This is a genomic window from Streptomyces oceani (genome assembly GCF_001751245.1).
In the GTDB taxonomy this organism is placed as follows: Bacteria; Actinomycetota; Actinomycetes; order Streptomycetales; family Streptomycetaceae; genus Streptomyces; species Streptomyces oceani.
The window spans coordinates 16,851-33,089 of record NZ_LJGU01000132.1 but is presented as its reverse complement, the minus strand read 5'-3'; the positions used below and the strand labels follow the sequence as shown (position 1 = coordinate 33,089).

10 protein-coding genes are annotated in these 16,239 nt (G+C 70.4%); 3 read left to right on the top strand and 7 right to left on the bottom strand.

What is annotated here, in order from left to right:
- Positions 1 to 172: 172 nt before the first annotated feature.
- From AN216_RS17155 to AN216_RS17135, 5 genes are all read right to left on the bottom strand, one after another.
- Positions 173 to 1,141: an ADP-ribosylglycohydrolase family protein gene (locus tag AN216_RS17155; protein ID WP_070197650.1), complete on the bottom strand. Its 969-nt coding sequence runs from the start codon at positions 1,139 to 1,141 to the stop codon at positions 173 to 175.
- 310 nt (positions 1,142 to 1,451) lie between these two features.
- Entirely contained in the window at positions 1,452 to 2,741 is a 1,290-nt protein-coding gene (locus AN216_RS17150; protein ID WP_070197566.1) for an ABC transporter substrate-binding protein, read from the bottom strand.
- Positions 2,741 to 3,580: a carbohydrate ABC transporter permease gene (locus tag AN216_RS17145; protein WP_070197565.1), complete on the bottom strand. Its 840-nt coding sequence runs from the start codon at positions 3,578 to 3,580 to the stop codon at positions 2,741 to 2,743. Before AN216_RS17145 ends, AN216_RS17150 begins: the two co-directional genes overlap by 1 nt.
- A complete protein-coding gene (locus AN216_RS17140; RefSeq protein ID WP_070197564.1) occupies positions 3,577 to 4,533 on the bottom strand; it encodes a carbohydrate ABC transporter permease in 957 nt (318 codons plus the stop codon). Before AN216_RS17140 ends, AN216_RS17145 begins: the two co-directional genes overlap by 4 nt.
- Positions 4,530 to 5,669: a LacI family DNA-binding transcriptional regulator gene (locus tag AN216_RS17135; RefSeq protein WP_244502510.1), complete on the bottom strand. Its 1,140-nt coding sequence runs from the start codon at positions 5,667 to 5,669 to the stop codon at positions 4,530 to 4,532. The genes AN216_RS17140 and AN216_RS17135 overlap by 4 nt, the downstream gene beginning before the upstream one ends.
- A 463-nt stretch (positions 5,670 to 6,132) precedes the next feature.
- On the opposite strand from AN216_RS17135, the gene AN216_RS17130 reads away from it, so the two are divergent.
- The 3 genes from AN216_RS17130 to AN216_RS17120 all read left to right on the top strand — a co-directional run bounded on the left by AN216_RS17130 (position 6,133) and on the right by AN216_RS17120 (position 13,193).
- Entirely contained in the window at positions 6,133 to 6,798 is a 666-nt protein-coding gene (locus AN216_RS17130) for a VIT1/CCC1 transporter family protein (RefSeq protein ID WP_070197648.1), read from the top strand.
- A 352-nt stretch (positions 6,799 to 7,150) separates the two neighbouring features.
- Entirely contained in the window at positions 7,151 to 11,722 is a 4,572-nt protein-coding gene (gene gltB, locus AN216_RS17125) for a glutamate synthase large subunit (RefSeq protein ID WP_079166693.1), read from the top strand.
- On the top strand, positions 11,715 to 13,193 hold the full coding sequence (locus AN216_RS17120) for a glutamate synthase subunit beta (protein ID WP_070197563.1): 1,479 nt from the start codon (positions 11,715 to 11,717) through the stop codon (positions 13,191 to 13,193). Before gltB ends, AN216_RS17120 begins: the two co-directional genes overlap by 8 nt.
- Before the next feature lie 905 nt (positions 13,194 to 14,098).
- On the opposite strand, the gene AN216_RS17115 is transcribed toward AN216_RS17120, so the two are convergent.
- Together AN216_RS17115 and AN216_RS17110 are read right to left on the bottom strand one after the other, a co-directional pair.
- Positions 14,099 to 14,734 carry a LysE family translocator gene (locus AN216_RS17115; protein WP_070197562.1) on the bottom strand — a complete coding sequence of 212 codons (636 nt, stop codon included), beginning with the start codon at positions 14,732 to 14,734 and terminating at the stop codon, positions 14,099 to 14,101.
- Between the two features lie 68 nt (positions 14,735 to 14,802).
- On the bottom strand, positions 14,803 to 16,101 hold the full coding sequence (locus AN216_RS17110) for an MFS transporter (protein ID WP_079166692.1): 1,299 nt from the start codon (positions 16,099 to 16,101) through the stop codon (positions 14,803 to 14,805).
- Between the last annotated feature and the right edge of the window lie 138 nt (positions 16,102 to 16,239).

The window sequence follows — 16,239 nt, the reverse complement described above, 5'->3', positions numbered from 1 at the left end:
GCCAGTGCGGTCGTTGCGGCGCTCCCGGCTGGTTCGGCCGGTCCGGCTGACCTGGTTGGTCCGGCCGCTTCGGCGGCGGAACGGGGCGCGGACCCGGTCACCTCGTTCGGAGACCCGCCCTCGACGGACGCCCGCCGATCAGCCGGGTCGGCGGAGCTGGTACGGGCGGAGGTCACGGGGTCTCCCCTTCCGTGTCGGGGCTGAGTAGGTCGGCGACGTCCAACACGTGCTGACCGGCCATCGAGGGCAGGCAACTGCCCCGGGCCGGACCTATGGCGGCGGCCCACTCCGCGGGCACCGCCGCGACGCCTCCCAGCGCTCCCGCCAGTGCCCCGGCGACGGCGGCCGTGGTGTCGGCGTCCCGCCCCATGTTCACCGCGGTCAGCACGGAGTTCCGGAAGTCCCCGCGCGCCACCGCGAAGGCGCCGAAGGCCAGCCCGACCGCTTCCGGAGCGAGGTCCATCCACGGATACCCGCCCACGACGACACCGGACCGGACCGTGCGTTCCCGACTCAGCCGGGTGGCATCCGGGTCGAACAGCGCGCGCTGCGCGGCCGACACGGCCCGGCGCAGCGAACGCGCCGTCCAGGAGTCCTCCGGTACCACCGACAGGGCCGCGGCGATGACCGCGTCCGTACCGCGCCCCACCATCGCCGCGGCGACACCGGCCGCGACCGCCTGCCCGCCGTAGATACCCTCGCCGTCGTGGCTGACCGTGCCGTCGACCGCGACCAGCCGGGCCGCCTCGGCCGGTCGCCCGGCCGCGTAGATGCCGAACGGCGCCGCCCGCATGGCCAGTCCGTCACTCCAGGCGTGCCGGTGCTGCGCGGAGATCGGCGCGGTCAGGCCCCGGCGCAGGTTCTCCAGGGTGCCGCGCTCGCTGAAGCCGGCACCGCGGAACGGTCCCTCATCCAGGTTGGCGATCCATTTGTGCCAGGCCGCCTCCACGTGTGCGACGGTCAGTTCGGAGCCGTGCTCGGCGAGCAGCAACCCGGAGAAGAGGGCGTACTCGGTGTCGTCCGTGCCGGCCGGCTCGTCCGCGACGAAGCCCTCGATCCGGCCCCAGCGCTCCCGGATCCGGGAGGGCTTCATGTTCTCTGCCGGCGCGCCCAGCGCGTCTCCCACCGCGAGCCCGAGCATGCCGCCGCGCGCCCGCTCGCGCAGCGCGGCGCTGTGCTGGCCGGCGGCCCGGTCGGGTTGGTCGGGCCCTGTGTGGTCCGGCTGGTCGGGCTCTGTGTGGTCGGTCTGAGGCGGCTCGGCGTGGTCGCCGGCGTGCGGTACGGGATGCAGCCTAGGGCGGGAGGTACGGGCGGGATCCGGGTCGGGGGCGGCGTGGACTGCGCTCATGTGAGTGCCGTTCTGTGCTGTGCTGCGCTGTGCTGGGCGTTGCTCGTTCGGTCACGGGTCGGGGGATCGGTGGGGCGTCGGTAGTGGGAGGTCGGTCCCGGGCTCAACGCTGGTAGCGGGCGAGGATGCGGTTGCCGTCCTCGACCAGCTTGCCGCGCAGGTCGTCCAGTCCGATGCTGCCGCTGTAGTACTCCTGGAACGCCGGCGTGGCGATCTTGTCCTTCCACTCGGCGTAACCGCGCACGCCCAGTACGGGGGAGGCGCGCAGGTCCTCGGACATGCCTATGCCGGTACGCCAGTCGTGCTTCCGGGTGTTCAGCGCCGGGTCCCGCAGCGCCTTCCTGCCGGTCGGCACGATCCAGTCGCCCGCCGCGAGCCGTGCCATGTGGTCCGGCTGGGTCAGAAAGGCGATGAAGGCCATCGCGTCCTCCTTGCGCTTGGTGTCCTGCGCGATGGAGAGCGTCTGCGGGCTCATCCCCTGGGTGGGCCCGCTGCCCGGACCGAGGTCACCGGCCGGCATGGGCAGCGCCGTCCACTCGAAGCCGTCCGGGGCCTGCTGTTCGACCTGCTGCCGATAGGAGAAGTTGAGCGGCACCATCGCGTACTGACCGGAGAAGAAGCCGGGCAGCGTGTCCGATCCGGACATGCCCAGGCTGCCGCGCGGAGCCGTACGCTCCCGGTTGACCTGGCGGTGGATCAGTTCCGCGACGTACGAGTCCCGCCGGTCGAAGCGGACGACGTCCTTGCCGTCCTCCCGGTAGAACACCGCGCCACCGGTGGTCAGGGAGAGGTTCACGGACTGGTTGACCGGCTCCTTCATGGACCAGGCCACCCCGTAGGAACCCTTGCCGCTGAGCTTCCGCGCCGCGGCCTCGAACTCGTCCCAGGTCCACGGGTCCTCGGTGTCCGGCACCCGGACGCCGGAGTCGTCCAGCAGTCTGCGGTTGGCCACCAGCACCCGGGGCTCCTGCAGGAACGGCACGCCGTACGTGCCACCGCCGAACCGCACCATGTCCCAGGTGCGCTCGGGTATCTGGTTTCGCAGTCCGTCCGGGAGCAGTTCGCCGAGGTCGGCGAGGTAGCCGCCGTGCGCGAAGTCGGTGAGGTCGTTCGCCTCGTCGTGGATGACGTCCGGCGCCTCACCTCCCTCGAAGGAGGTCAGCAACTGGTCGTGTACGGAGTCCCAACTGCCCTGTACGTAGCGCACGGGCCGTTGGGGGTTGCGCTTGTTCCACTCCGCCACCAGCGCCTTGTTGGCCTCCATCGACTCCTTCTGCCAGGCCAGGCTGAGGTAGTCGAGGGTGCCGTCGTCACCGTCGTCGCCACAGCCGCTGAGCAGGCTCGCGGCCGGGGCCGCGGCCAGCGCGGTGGCGAGGAAGTTCCGGCGTCGCATCAGCCCTTCACCGCCCCGTTCATCATGCCGTTGACCAGCCTGCGCTGGAGCAGCGCGAAGAAGAGCAGGCTCGGGATGGTCGCCAGGAAGGCGGCGGCGGCGAGCGGCCCGAGGTCCGCGGCGCCCTCCGCTCCGAGGAAGTGGGTGAGGATCACGGACATCGTCTGCTTCTCCGGGGACTTGAGCAGGACCAGGGCGAAGAAGAACTCGTTCCAGGCGGTGACGAAGGAGAACATCAGGGTGGCCACCAGGCCCGGGGTGAGGAGCGGGAGGACCACGCTGAACAGGATGCGGGGCCGGCTGCAGCCGTCGATCGCCGCCGCCTCCTCCAGCGAGGCCGGTACGGCTCGTACGTAGCCCTGCAGCATCCACAGGGCGAACGGCAGGTTCCACACCACGTAGACGAGGATCAGCCCGAACTGCGAGTTGATCAGCTGGAAGTTCTTCAGCACCAGGAACAGCGGGATGATCACCAGCACGAAGGGGAACATCTGGCTGACCAGGATCCACCCCGTCGCCGCCTTGCTGACCGCCGAGCGGTAGCGCACCAGCGCGTACGCCGCCGGCACCGCCACCAGGACGGAGATCAACGCCGCGCTCGTGGCCACGAGGAGGCTGTTGAGCGCGGAGCCCCACAGCGGCTGCTGGTCGAAGGCGTCCCGGAAGTTGTCCAGCGAGGGGTGTCGGGGCAGCCAGGTCGGATCGGTGGTGCCCAACTCCTGGGGCGCCTTGAAGGCGATGGAGAGCAGCCAGAGCAGCGGGAAGGCCAGGAAGGCCAGATAGCACAGGAGCGCCAGGTACTGCCCCGCGCGTCCGCAGGTGCGTGAGAGTGAGCTCACTGGTCGGCCTCCTTCAGGCGGTTGCGCAGGAACACGGTCAGCAGCACGGCGATCACCGCGATCATGACCATCCCCATCGCCGCCGCGTAGCCGAACTGGCCGTAGCGGAAGGCCTCTTCGTAGGCGAAGAGCATCGGCAGCCGGGTCTCACCGCCGGGCCCTCCCTGGGTCAGCACGTAGACCAGGCCGAAGGAGTTGAAGTTCCAGATGAAGTTGAGCGAGGTGATGGCCAGGACGACCGGCTTGAGCGCGGGCCAGGTGACCGCCCGGAAGCGGCGCCAGGTGCCGGCGCCGTCCAGGGCCGCGGCCTCGTGCAGCTCGTGCGGGACGTTCTGCAGCCCGGCCAGCAGCACCACGGTGGTCTGCGGCATGCCGGCCCACACGCCGACGACGATCACCGCGGGCAGCGCGAGGGAGAGACTGGAGAGCCAGTTGACGTTCTCCGAGATCAACTGCAGGTCGCGGAGCGTGGAGTTCAGGATGCCGGCGTCCCGGTGGTAGACCAGCCGCCACATGATGCCGATCACCACCTCGGGCATCGCCCAGGGCACCAGCGCGAGGGTGCGGGCAAGCCAGCGGAAGCGGAGATTCTGGTTCAGCAGCAGGGCCAGACCCAGCGCCAGCAGGAACTGGAGCGCGGTCACGCTCACCGCCCAGACGAGTCCGACCCGGAAGGAGTCCCAGAAGAGCGAGTCGAACCGCAGGGACGCGAAGTTGTCCAGGCCGATCCACTGCGTGGGCTCGGTACGTCCCGCCTGCGCGTCGGTGAACGCCAGCGACAGCCCGTACAGCAGCGGTCCGACGCTGAGCACGAGGATCGGCAGCAGCGCGGGCAGCAGCAGGAACCAGGCGTCCCGGTCCAGGCCGAGAGCACGCTTGCGGGTGCTCGGTGTCCGGGGCGGCGGCGTGCCGCGGCGGGGCGCGGGCCGTTCGGTCGTGGTCGTGGCGCTCATCGGCAGGCCTCTTCCGGGAGCCGTTCGGCAGCCGGTGCGGTCGGTGCCGCCGTGGTGGAGGCGCGGACGATCAGTCGTGGCGTGACCGTCTCCGTACGGGCGGATGCGGGCGGGGGCGCGTCGCCGCCGTCCTGGGACAACCGGTCCAGGAGCATCCGGGCCGCGATCCGGCCGCGTTCGGCCGAACCGAGGTCGACACTGGTCAGCGGTGGCCAACTGGCCCGGGTCAGGGTGCTGTCGTCCATGCCGGCGACCGCCACGTCCTCGGGTATGCGCAGGCCACGGGAGTGCAGCGCCTGGGCGGCGCCGAGGGCGAGCTGATCGTTGGCACAGAACACCGCGTCGACGGCCGCCGCGTCGAGGCGCGGTTCGGCCGCGGCGTCAGCCGTATGGTCGGCCGCGGTGTCCGCGGCGGGTGCCTCGTCCAGTAGCGCGTGCAGGGCCGCCGCGCCCGCCTCGATGGTGAACTCGGTGGTACGCACCAGCGCCGGGTCCACGCTCAGTCCGCGTTCCTCGAGCGCCGACCGGTAGCCGGCGTACCGGTTGGCGCCGGGCACGGTGTCGGCCGGACCGTTGATGAAGGCGACACGTCGACGCCCGGTGTCCAGGAGGTGGTGCACGGCCAGGCGGGCGCCCGCCACCGAGTCCGTGCGCACGCTGTCCACCGGCGCCTCGGAGGGCAGCGAACCGATCACCACCACGGGGCGGGCGGCGGTCCGCAGCGCCTCGAGGTGTTCCGGGGTGATCCGGATGGGACAGATGATCAGCCCGTCGCTCGTACGGTCCGCCAGGCTGCGCAGGACGGCCAGTTCGTCCGCGAGGACGGCGTCCGTGGAGTGCAGCAGCAGGCGATAGCCCTGTGCCTTGGCGAGGGACTGGATCTGGCGAACCATCGAGACGTAGACCGGGTTGCCGATGTCCTGCATGGCGAAGGTCAGTTGCATCGATCGGCCGCCCTGCAGGGACCTGGCCACCGCGTTCGGGACGTAGCCCAGTTCGGCGGCGGCCCGCTCGACCCGCCGTACGGTGTCGGCTCGTGCTCCGTGGCCGTTCAGCACCCGGGACACGGAGGCGATCGAGACCCCGGCGTGCTCGGCGATGGTCTCGACGGTGGGTGTCCCGCCTGTCGTCACCACAAGTGGTGTCCCTTCACTCGAGCGTCGAACTGGAAACGTTTACAGAAAGCTCCGCCGCATACGCGGCCGGAGAAACGTGTGGTTGCCGGTATGTTGCTCGAAGGTCGCCGGCGGGTCAATGGGATGTGTCGTTGGTCTCCCTGACCGGGCCGGGACGGGACGCGTCGGTGGACCCGGACTTCGCCGCCCGTGCGCTGGCGAGCGCCCCTACGGATGCCTACCGTCGAAGAATGACCGGGGAAGCTGCTGGTGCACGCGGACGGGACCGGCGCCTCGTACGAGCCGGTGGGTGTCCGTGACGGCCGACCGGCCCGACCCGCCGGCGGGCGACCCCTCGGAGTACGGGCCGTCCGGCCGTGACTCCTGCCGCCGTGACCTCTCTGGCCGCGAATCGCCAGAGCCCGCCACCGGTCGTACGGACGGCCGGGCCGCCACCCACGTCGAGGGCCACACGCACCGGGACGTGACAGGCGGATGGTTGCGTCCCGCGGTGTTCGGCGCCATGGACGGACTGGTGTCCAACCTCGGGCTGATGAGCGGGATCGCCGGGTCCTCGGCGGCCGCCTCGGCGATCGCCGTCGCCGGGCTGGCCGGCCTCGCGGCGGGGGCCTTCTCCATGGCCGCGGGCGAGTACACCTCCGTCGCCTCGCAACGCGAACTGGCCCAGGCCGAGGTGGAGCTGGAGCGCGGCGAGCTGCGTCGGCATCCGAGCGGCGAGCTGGAGGAGCTGACCGCGCGCTACGTCGCGCTCGGCGTGACACCCAAGCTGGCCCGGCAGGTGGCCGGGGAGATCTCCCGGGACCCGGAACAGGCGCTGCTGATCCACGCCCGGGACGAGCTGGGAGTGGACCCGCGAGACCTGCCCTCGCCGCTGCTCGCCGCCGCCTCCTCGTTCGCGGCGTTCTCCCTGGGGGCGCTGCTGCCGGTGCTGCCGTACCTCTTCGGCGCGACGGCGCTGTGGCCGGCGGTGCTGGTGGCGCTGCTGGGGCTCTTCGGCTGCGGGGCGGTGGTCGCCCGCGTGACGGCGCGGTCCTGGTGGTACAGCGGTCTGCGGCAGCTCGCGGTGGGTGGCGCGGCGGCGGGGGTGACGTACGGACTCGGGGCGCTGTTCGGTACGGCGGTGTCCTGACCGGACGTCCCCGCCGCGGGTACGTGTCGTACCTCCGCGCGGGTGTCTGGCAGGGGCCGTGGGCGGATTCATGGTTACCGACGGGTTTCAGCGCCGTCCCTCGGGGGCAGAAGGGAGAAGCCCACGCGCAACGATGCCGTGGCGCCCGGCCTGATCCGGCCGATGAGCACCCCCTTCCGCGGCTGGTGAACCTGGCCCGTGGACCGTGACCGGCACCATGTCCGTATCCTGGGACGTTCTATCCGTCTACTGAGCGGATGCCGCATGCTGTAAGCCACCCGGATCAGCCTCCTGAGGGCCAACGTCGTCCCTCGGCACTCGCACTTGCCACCGACGACGACGGGAGAGCCCGATGCGCATCGCATCCCCGGCGGCCCACCCTGCCCGGCAGGGGTTGTACGACCCCCGATACGAGCATGACGCCTGCGGCGTCGGCTTCGTGGCCACTCTCACCGGAGTTCCCAGCCATGAGCTGGTCGAACAGGCCCTGACCGTCCTGCGCAACCTGGAACACCGTGGCGCCACCGGCTCCGACCCGGAGACCGGGGACGGCGCCGGCATCCTGCTCCAGGTCCCGGACCTCTTCCTGCGGGAGAGCGTGACCTTCCCGCTGCCGGACCCCGGGGCGTACGCCGTGGGCATCGCGTTCCTGCCGACCTCTCCGCCGGAGCGGGAGACCGCCGTCTCAGAAATCGAGACGATCGCCGTGGAGGAAGGGCTCGCCGTCCTCGGCTGGCGGGACGTGCCCGTGGCCCCGCAACTCCTCGGGGAGGGCGCCCGCGCGACGATGCCCGTGCTCCGGCAGCTGTTCGTCGCCGACAGCGCCGGCGAGCGGCACGGCACGGGGCTGGACCGGCTGGCCTTCGTGCTGCGCAAGCGCGCGGAGCGGGAGACCGGCACGTACTTCCCCTCGCTGTCCGCCCGCACCCTCGTCTACAAGGGGATGCTCACGACCGGACAGCTGGAGCCGTTCTTCCCCGACCTGTCCGACCGCCGGCTGGTCAGCGCCATCGCCCTGGTGCACTCCCGGTTCTCCACCAACACCTTCCCCAGCTGGCCGCTCGCCCATCCGTACCGCTTCGTCGCGCACAACGGTGAGATCAACACCGTGCAGGGCAACCGGAACTGGCTGCGCGCCCGCGAGTCCCAGCTGGTCAGCGACCTGTTCGGCGGCGAACGGGACACCCTGGAGCGGATCTTCCCGATCTGCACGCCGGGCGCCTCCGACTCCGCCACCTTCGACGAGGTGCTGGAGCTGCTGCACCTGGGTGGACGCTCCCTGCCGCACTCGGTGCTGATGATGGTGCCTGAGGCGTGGGAGAACCACGACTCCATGGACCCGGCCCGACGCGCCTTCTACCAGTACCACTCCACCATGCTGGAGCCCTGGGACGGCCCCGCCTGCGTCACCTTCACCGACGGCACCCAGGTCGGCGCCGTACTGGACCGCAACGGCCTGCGTCCCGGGCGGTACTGGGTCACCGACGACGGCCTGGTGGTGCTCGGCTCCGAGGTCGGCGTGCTGGACATCGACCCGGCGCGGGTCGTACGCAAGGGGCGGCTCCAGCCGGGCCGGATGTTCCTCGTCGACACCGAACAGCACCGCATCGTCGAGGACGACGAGATCAAGTCCGCCCTGGCCGCCGAGCAGCCGTACGCGCGGTGGCTCCGGGACGGCCTGATCGACCTGACCGAACTGCCGGAGCGCGAGCACATCGTGCACACCCACTCTTCGGTCACCCGCCGACAGCAGACCTTCGGCTACACCGAGGAGGAACTGCGCGTCCTGCTCGCCCCGATGGCCGAGACCGGCGCCGAACCCATCGGCTCGATGGGCACCGACTCGCCCATCGCCGCGCTCTCCGAGCGCCCGCGGCTGGTCTTCGACTACTTCACGCAGCTGTTCGCCCAGGTCACGAACCCGCCGCTGGACGCCATCCGGGAGGAGCTGGTCACCTCGCTGCACTCCTCGCTCGGCCCGCAGGGCAACCTGCTGGAACCGACCGCGGACTCCTGCCGCAGCGTCACCCTGCCGTTCCCCGTGATCGACAACGACGAGCTGGCCAAGCTCATCCACATCAACGCCGACGGTGACCTGCCCGGCTTCCGGTCCACCACCCTCTCCGGCCTCTACCGGGTGTCCGAACAGGGCGACGGGCTGGCCGCCCGCATACGGGACATCTGCGCCGAGGCGGACGCCGCCATCGAGTCCGGCGTCCGGCTGATCGTGCTCTCCGACCGCCACTCCGACGCCGAGCACGCCCCGATCCCCTCCCTGCTGCTCACCTCGGCCGTCCACCACCACCTCATCCGCACCAAGCAGCGCACCCGGGTCGGCCTGCTGGCCGAGGCGGGCGACGTACGCGAGGTACACCATGTCGCGCTGCTCATCGGCTACGGCGCCGCCGCGGTCAACCCGTACCTGGCGATGGAGTCCGTCGAGGACCTCGTGCGCGCCGGTACGTTCCTGCCGGACACGGAGCCCGAGACGGCCATCCGGAACCTCATCCGAGCACTCGGCAAGGGCGTGTTGAAGGTGATGTCCAAGATGGGCATCTCCACCGTCGCCTCCTACCGCGGCGCGCAGGTCTTCGAAGCGGTCGGGCTGGACGAGGAGTTCGTCGCGACGTACTTCCACGGCACCACCACCAAGATCGGGGGCGTCGACCTGGGCGTCATCGCCGGGGAGGTCGCCGCCCGGCACGCCAAGGCGTATCCGGCCACCGGAACCGCCCCCGCACACCGGGCGTTGGACATCGGCGGGGAGTACCAGTGGCGGCGTGAGGGCGAGCCGCACCTGTTCGACCCGGACACCGTCTTCCGGCTGCAACACGCCACCCGGCAGCGGCGGTACGACATCTTCCAGCAGTACACCCGCCGGGTCGACGAGCAGTCCGAACGGCTCATGACGCTGCGCGGCCTCTTCCGACTGAAGCACGGCGAACGGGACCCCGTACCGCTGGACGAGGTCGAGCCGGCCTCCGAGATCGTCCGGCGGTTCTCCACCGGCGCCATGTCGTACGGCTCCATCTCCCAGGAGGCGCACGAGACCCTCGCCCTCGCCATGAACCAACTCGGCGGCAAGTCCAACACCGGTGAGGGCGGCGAGGACGCCGAGCGGCTGCACGACCCGGCCCGTCGCAGCGCCATCAAGCAGGTCGCCTCCGGCCGCTTCGGCGTGACCAGCGAGTACCTGGTCAACTCCGACGACATCCAGATCAAGATGGCGCAGGGCGCCAAGCCCGGTGAGGGCGGCCAGCTGCCCGGCCACAAGGTCTACCCCTGGGTGGCCCGCACCCGCCACTCCACCCCGGGCGTCGGCCTCATCTCCCCGCCGCCGCACCACGACATCTACTCCATCGAGGACCTCGCCCAGCTCATCCACGACCTGAAGAACGCCAACCCACGAGCCCGCATCCACGTCAAGCTGGTCTCCGAGGTCGGCGTCGGCACCGTCGCCGCCGGCGTGTCCAAGGCCCACGCGGACGTCGTGCTGGTCTCCGGACACGACGGCGGTACGGGCGCGGCACCGCTGACCTCCCTCAAGCACGCCGGCGGCCCGTGGGAGCTGGGCCTGGCCGAGACCCAGCAGACGCTGCTGCTCAACGGGCTGCGGGACCGTATCGTCGTGCAGACCGACGGGCAGCTGAAGACCGGCCGGGACGTGCTGATCGCGGCCCTCCTCGGCGCCGAGGAGTACGGCTTCTCCACCGCGCCGCTGGTGGTCTCCGGATGCGTCCTCATGCGGGTGTGCCATCTGGACACCTGCCCGGTCGGCATCGCCACCCAGAACCCGAAGCTGCGCGAACGCTACGCCGGCAAGGCCGAGTTCGTCGTGAACTTCTTCGAGTTCATCGCCGAGGAGGTCCGCGAGCTGCTGGCCGAACTCGGCTTCCGCAGCCTCGAGGAGGCCATCGGCCACGCCGAACTGCTGGACACCTCCCGCGCCGAGCACCACTGGAAGGCCCAGGGTCTCGACCTGGCGCCACTGCTGCACGTGCCGGAGCTGCCCGCGGACGCCGTACGCCACCAGGCCGTCGAGCAGGACCACGGGCTGGCGAAGGCGCTGGACAACCAGCTGATCAAGCTGTCCGCCGACGCGCTGCTCGCCGACACCCCCGAGGAGGCCCGGCCCGTACGCGGCCAGGTCGCCATCCGGAACATCAACCGGACGGTGGGCACCATGCTCGGCCACCAGGTCACCCGGAAGTTCGGCGGCGCCGGCCTGCCGGACGACACCATCGACCTCACCTTCACCGGCTCCGCCGGCCAGTCCTTCGGCGCCTTCCTGCCACCCGGCGTCACCCTCCGGCTGGAGGGCGACGCCAACGACTACGTCGCCAAGGGCCTCTCCGGCGGCCGGATCGTCGTACGCCCCGACCGGGCCGCCGACCACCTCGCGGAGTACTCCACCATCGCCGGCAACACCCTGGCGTACGGCGCGACCGGCGGCGAGCTGTTCCTGCGCGGCCGGGTCGGCGAGCGGTTCTGCGTACGCAACTCCGGCGCGACGGTGGTCGCCGAGGGCGTCGGCGACCACGGCTGCGAGTACATGACCGGCGGGACCGCGGTCGTCCTCGGCGGCACCGGACGGAACTTCGGCGCCGGCATGTCCGGCGGCACGGCGTACGTCATCGACCTGGCGCCGGACCACGTCAACGCCGCGCTGCGGGACGCGGTCGAGGGGCTGGACGCCGATGACCGGACGTTGCTGCGGGAACTGGTCCGCCGCCACAGGGAGGAGACCGGTTCCACCGTCGCCGAGCGGCTGTTGGCCGACTGGGACACGGAGGTCACCCGCTTCCGCAAGGTGCTGCCGGCCACCTACAAGGCGGTGCTCGCCGCCAGGACCGCCGCCGAGGCCGCCGGCCTACCGGAGAACGAGACGCACGAGAAGATGATGGAGGCGGCACTCAATGGCTGACCCCAAGGGCTTCCTGACCACCGACCGTGAGGTCGCCGAGACCCGCCCGGTCGACGAGCGGGTGCGGGACTGGCACGAGGTGTACGTCCCCGGCTCGCTCCTGCCGATCATCAGCAAGCAGGCCGGCCGCTGCATGGACTGCGGCATCCCGTTCTGCCACAACGGCTGCCCACTCGGGAACCTCATCCCGGAGTGGAACGACTACGCCTACCGCGAGGACTGGGCGGCCGCCAGCGAGCGGTTGCACGCCACCAACAACTTCCCGGAGTTCACCGGGCGGCTGTGCCCGGCGCCCTGCGAGTCGGCGTGCGTGCTGGGTATCAACCAGCCCGCCGTGACCATCAAGAACGTCGAGGTCACCATCGCCGACAAGGCGTGGGAGCACGGCGACGTCACGCCGCAGCCCCCGGACCGGCTGTCCGGCAGTACCGTCGCGGTCATCGGCTCCGGGCCCGCCGGGCTGGCCGCCGCCCAGCAGCTGACCCGAGCCGGGCACACCGTCGCGGTGTACGAGCGGGCGGACCGGCTCGGTGGCCTGCTGCGGTACGGCATCCCCGAGTTCAAGATGGAGAAGGTGCACATCAACCGGCGTATCGAGCAGATGCGCGCGGAGGGCACCAAGTTCCGCACGGAGACCGAGGTCGGCCGGGACGTCGACGCGGCGAAGCTGCGCAAGCGGTACGACGCCGTGGTGGTCGCGGCCGGCGCCACCACCTCCCGCGAGCTGCCCGTGCCGGGCCGGGAGCTGCACGGCGTCCACCAGGCGATGGAGTACCTGCCGTTGGCCAACAAGGTGCGGGAGGGCGACCTGGTGACCTCGCCGATCTCGGCGGAGGGCAAGCACGTCGTCGTCATCGGCGGTGGCGACACGGGCGCGGACTGCGTCGGCACGGCGCACCGCCAGGGCGCCGCCTCCGTCACCCAGTTGGAGATCATGCCGCGGCCGGGGGAGGAGCGGTCGGAGCAGCAGCCGTGGCCGATGTTCCCGATGCTCTACAAGGTCACCTCGGCTCACGAGGAGGGCGGCGAGCGGGTCTACTCCGTCTCCACCACCCACTTCGAGGGGTCCGCCCCCGAGGAGGGGGAGTCGGTCGGGCACGTGCGGTGGCTGCACCTGGTGGAGGTGGATTTCGTCGACGGCAGGCCACAACCGGTCGCCGGCACCGAGCGCCGTATCCCCGCCCAGCTCGTCACCCTCGCGATGGGTTTCACCGGTGTCGACCAGGAGAACGGCCTGGTCGCCCAGTTCGGCGTACGGCTGGACGAGCGCGGCAACATCGCTCGGGACGGCGACTACGCGACCAACGTCCCCGGTGTCTTCGTCGCCGGTGACGCCGGCCGGGGCCAGTCGCTGATCGTCTGGGCCATCGCCGAGGGTCGGGCCGCGGCCCGTGCGGTGGACGAGTACCTGAGCGGCGCCAGCACTCTCCAGGCGCCCGTACGACCCACGGACCGCGCGCTGTCGGTGTAGGTCCGTGGCCCGTGTACCGCCGTAGCCTCCTACGGCCCGCAGCGTGCCGCACAGCGTCGTGCGGTCATCCGGCGCTCGCCCCACACCCCGACCGGGGGCGTGCGCCGGCAGTCCCGGCCGGCAGCCGAGGGGGTTGCCGGCCGGGCCAACCGGCCCCGCGTACGCTGACCATGGACCGGTCGACGTGACTGCGCGGTGGTTCCCAGCCCGGAACCGCGCGGGCTGAGCGCCTGCCTACGCGCGCCGTCGAGACCGCCACACCGCCGTCGCGCCGACCAGGAGCGACACCGTCGCCCAGTCCAGGGCACCCAGGTCTGCCAAGCCGACGCGGAGTCGGAATCATCAGCCGACGCGGTCCGGTGACCGGAGACATCCGCGGAGGAGTGGTCGGGCACGTGGGCTGGATCGCCGTAGTCCCCTGCCCGGTCGAGGGTGGGATCCGTCGGCCCAACCGCCGCCGACATCGCGGGCATCGGCGCGTGACGTACTGAGAATGTCATCGAGGAGGTGATTGCCCAACTTGAGCCCGTCCATCGCTTGCCGGTTCGTGTAGTCGGTGAGGATGTCGGAGGCCTGATCGGGGTCGGCGCGGCTGGGACTGTGGCAGCGGGCGCGTGCCGGCGGCGCGGAGCTGGCCTGGCGTCCGTCAGGCCGAGTCCGACGTCGGTGAGCGTGATGATCGCCTGACTACGGACGTACTGCCCGCGAATCGCAGATTGGCGGCGGAGAACGCCGAGCTTGCGCCGCGGCAACGAGGTCCTGCGCGCGGCGAGTGTCTATTTCGCCAGCGAGATCGGCCTGACCCGGAGGTGGACATGAGCTTCATCGACACGCATGGCTTCCCGGCCGGTCTCGTACTGCGGGCCCTGGGCACGCCTGCCTCGACCCGATTCCTCAGTGACCCGTCACAAGCCGATAGCTACGGTCACGCCGAGGAACAGCAGTACGACCCCGGTCGCGAGACGCACCCCTCGATACACGGCTGGCCGGGATATGAGGCTCTGCCCTCTGGCGACGGCCCAAGTCAGCAGGAAGTTCCAGGAAGCCGTAACCAGGGCCCACAGGAGGCCCAAGGCAATGCCGGACACGAGTGCCGGACCCTGCGCTGTCATGAACTGAGGCAGTATGGACACCGCGAAGACTCCGGCCTTGGGGTTGCCGAGATTGGTACCGAGCCCAGCGGTGTAGCCGCTCAGCAGCTCTGATCGATCCGTGTCGCCTGAGTTGTCGGACGGCGTCACCCGCTCAAGTGGGGTCCTCAGAGCGCTCACGAGGGTGCTGCTGCCTATGAGGAAGAGCACGATGCCGCCGGCGATCTGAAGTGCTGTGTAGATGCGCGGGTTAGCAAGAAGCAGTGTTGACAGTCCGGCTGTGGCAGCGGCGGACCAGAGAACGAGCCCTGTGGCGTTGCCCAGGATTGTGGCACCAGCCACGCGCTTGCCACCCTCCAGGGCCTGCCGAATGAGGAGCGCCTGCCCAGCTCCTGGAAGCATCGCCAAGAGCCAGGTAGTGGTGAGAAACAAGGGCAGATGGGTCAACACGACTCGTTCCGTGGGTCGGGCCCTACCAGGTCTTCGAAGGAGTATGAGACCCCGGCTGGGTGTGGTGGCTACGGCGAGTCGGGTGCATCGCCGGAAGCGGACCGCGACTGGCCGGACGACGGTGCCTCGGTTCGCTGTGTAGAGGTACCGAGGGCAAGTACAGCTGCGACAGCGGAGCAGAGCGCGAGGACCAGGAAGAGGGAAGGGGAGCCGCCGAGGATGCTGGCAAGGGCGGTGGCGGCGAAGGGTGTGATCGCTGTGGTGACGGTTACTGGCACGGCTAGGACGGCTGAGAGGCGTCCGTAGGCGTGGGTTCCCCAGCGGTCGGCGACTGCCGTGGCCTGCAGGAGCGTGAAGTTGCCTCGTACCATACCGACCAATGTTGCGAGTACCAGCAGCAACCAGACTGGGCCGGGAATGAGAGCGAACGCTCCGATGGCGCCGGCACCGACACCGAAGACGGGCACTGTCCGTACGGCGATGCCGGTGTGACGAGCCAGCCGCCCGTACAGGATCCGGCCGACGATCTGGCCGACACCGCACAGGGCCAGCGCCCAGGCGGCTGTTGACGAATCCGCGCCGCGCTCGTTCATCAGAGGGATCAGTGAGATGAGAACGCCCCAGCCCGCGAATCCCGCCATCAGCATGGCCCCGGCCAGTAGTACAAAAGGCCGCGACTTGGCTATACGCCCCACACTGCCCGCCTCGTCCGTCGTTGTCGTAGCCGGGCCGGATACGGCTGGCGGCCAAGGTGCCCGCAGGAAGAGGGCATGAACGGGAACAGTGATGACTCCGAGGCTGAGTGCAAGTAGGGCGTAGGAGCCTCGCCATCCGAACGTGTCTGTGAGTGCTTCCGTGACAGGAGCGAAGACTGTGGACGCGAGACCTCCCGCGAGGGTTACAGCGGTCAGTGCCTTGACTCGATCTTCCCCCCACCAGCGAGCTACTGCAGCGAATGCGGGCTGGTAGAAAGTGGCGGCCATAGCACCCCCAGCAGCGATCCAACCGGCGAAGAACACCAGGAGGTTCGGAGCCATGGCCACGACGAGGAGCGAGACCGCAGCCAGAACCGAACCGCTGGTCATTACAGCTCGGGGGCCATTACGGTCTAAGAGTCGACCAAGGGGGACGCCAACGGCTGCGGAGAGGAGCAGGGCAGCTGAGAAGGCAGCTGTCACAAGGGATGAGGACCACCCGGTGTCAGCGACGATGCCAGGCCGCAGCACGGGGAAAGCGTAGTACAGCACACCCCAGCTGGTGATCTGAGTCGCGCACAGGGCAGGCAGCACGCCTCGGGGCGGATCTCCTTGACGGTGTAGCGGATCCGCTGAGCCGTCGTCAGCCTCCCTGTCAACTTCTCGGGCCATTCGCCTCATGTCTCGGGCCTTTCTTCGAGCCGGCCCCACCCGATGGGAGGTTGCAACCACCCAATCATGAAGCGCCTGTCATCTCCGCGGCCACACTGGCCCGCTACCTCACCACATGCACCCGGGACACCCAGCGGG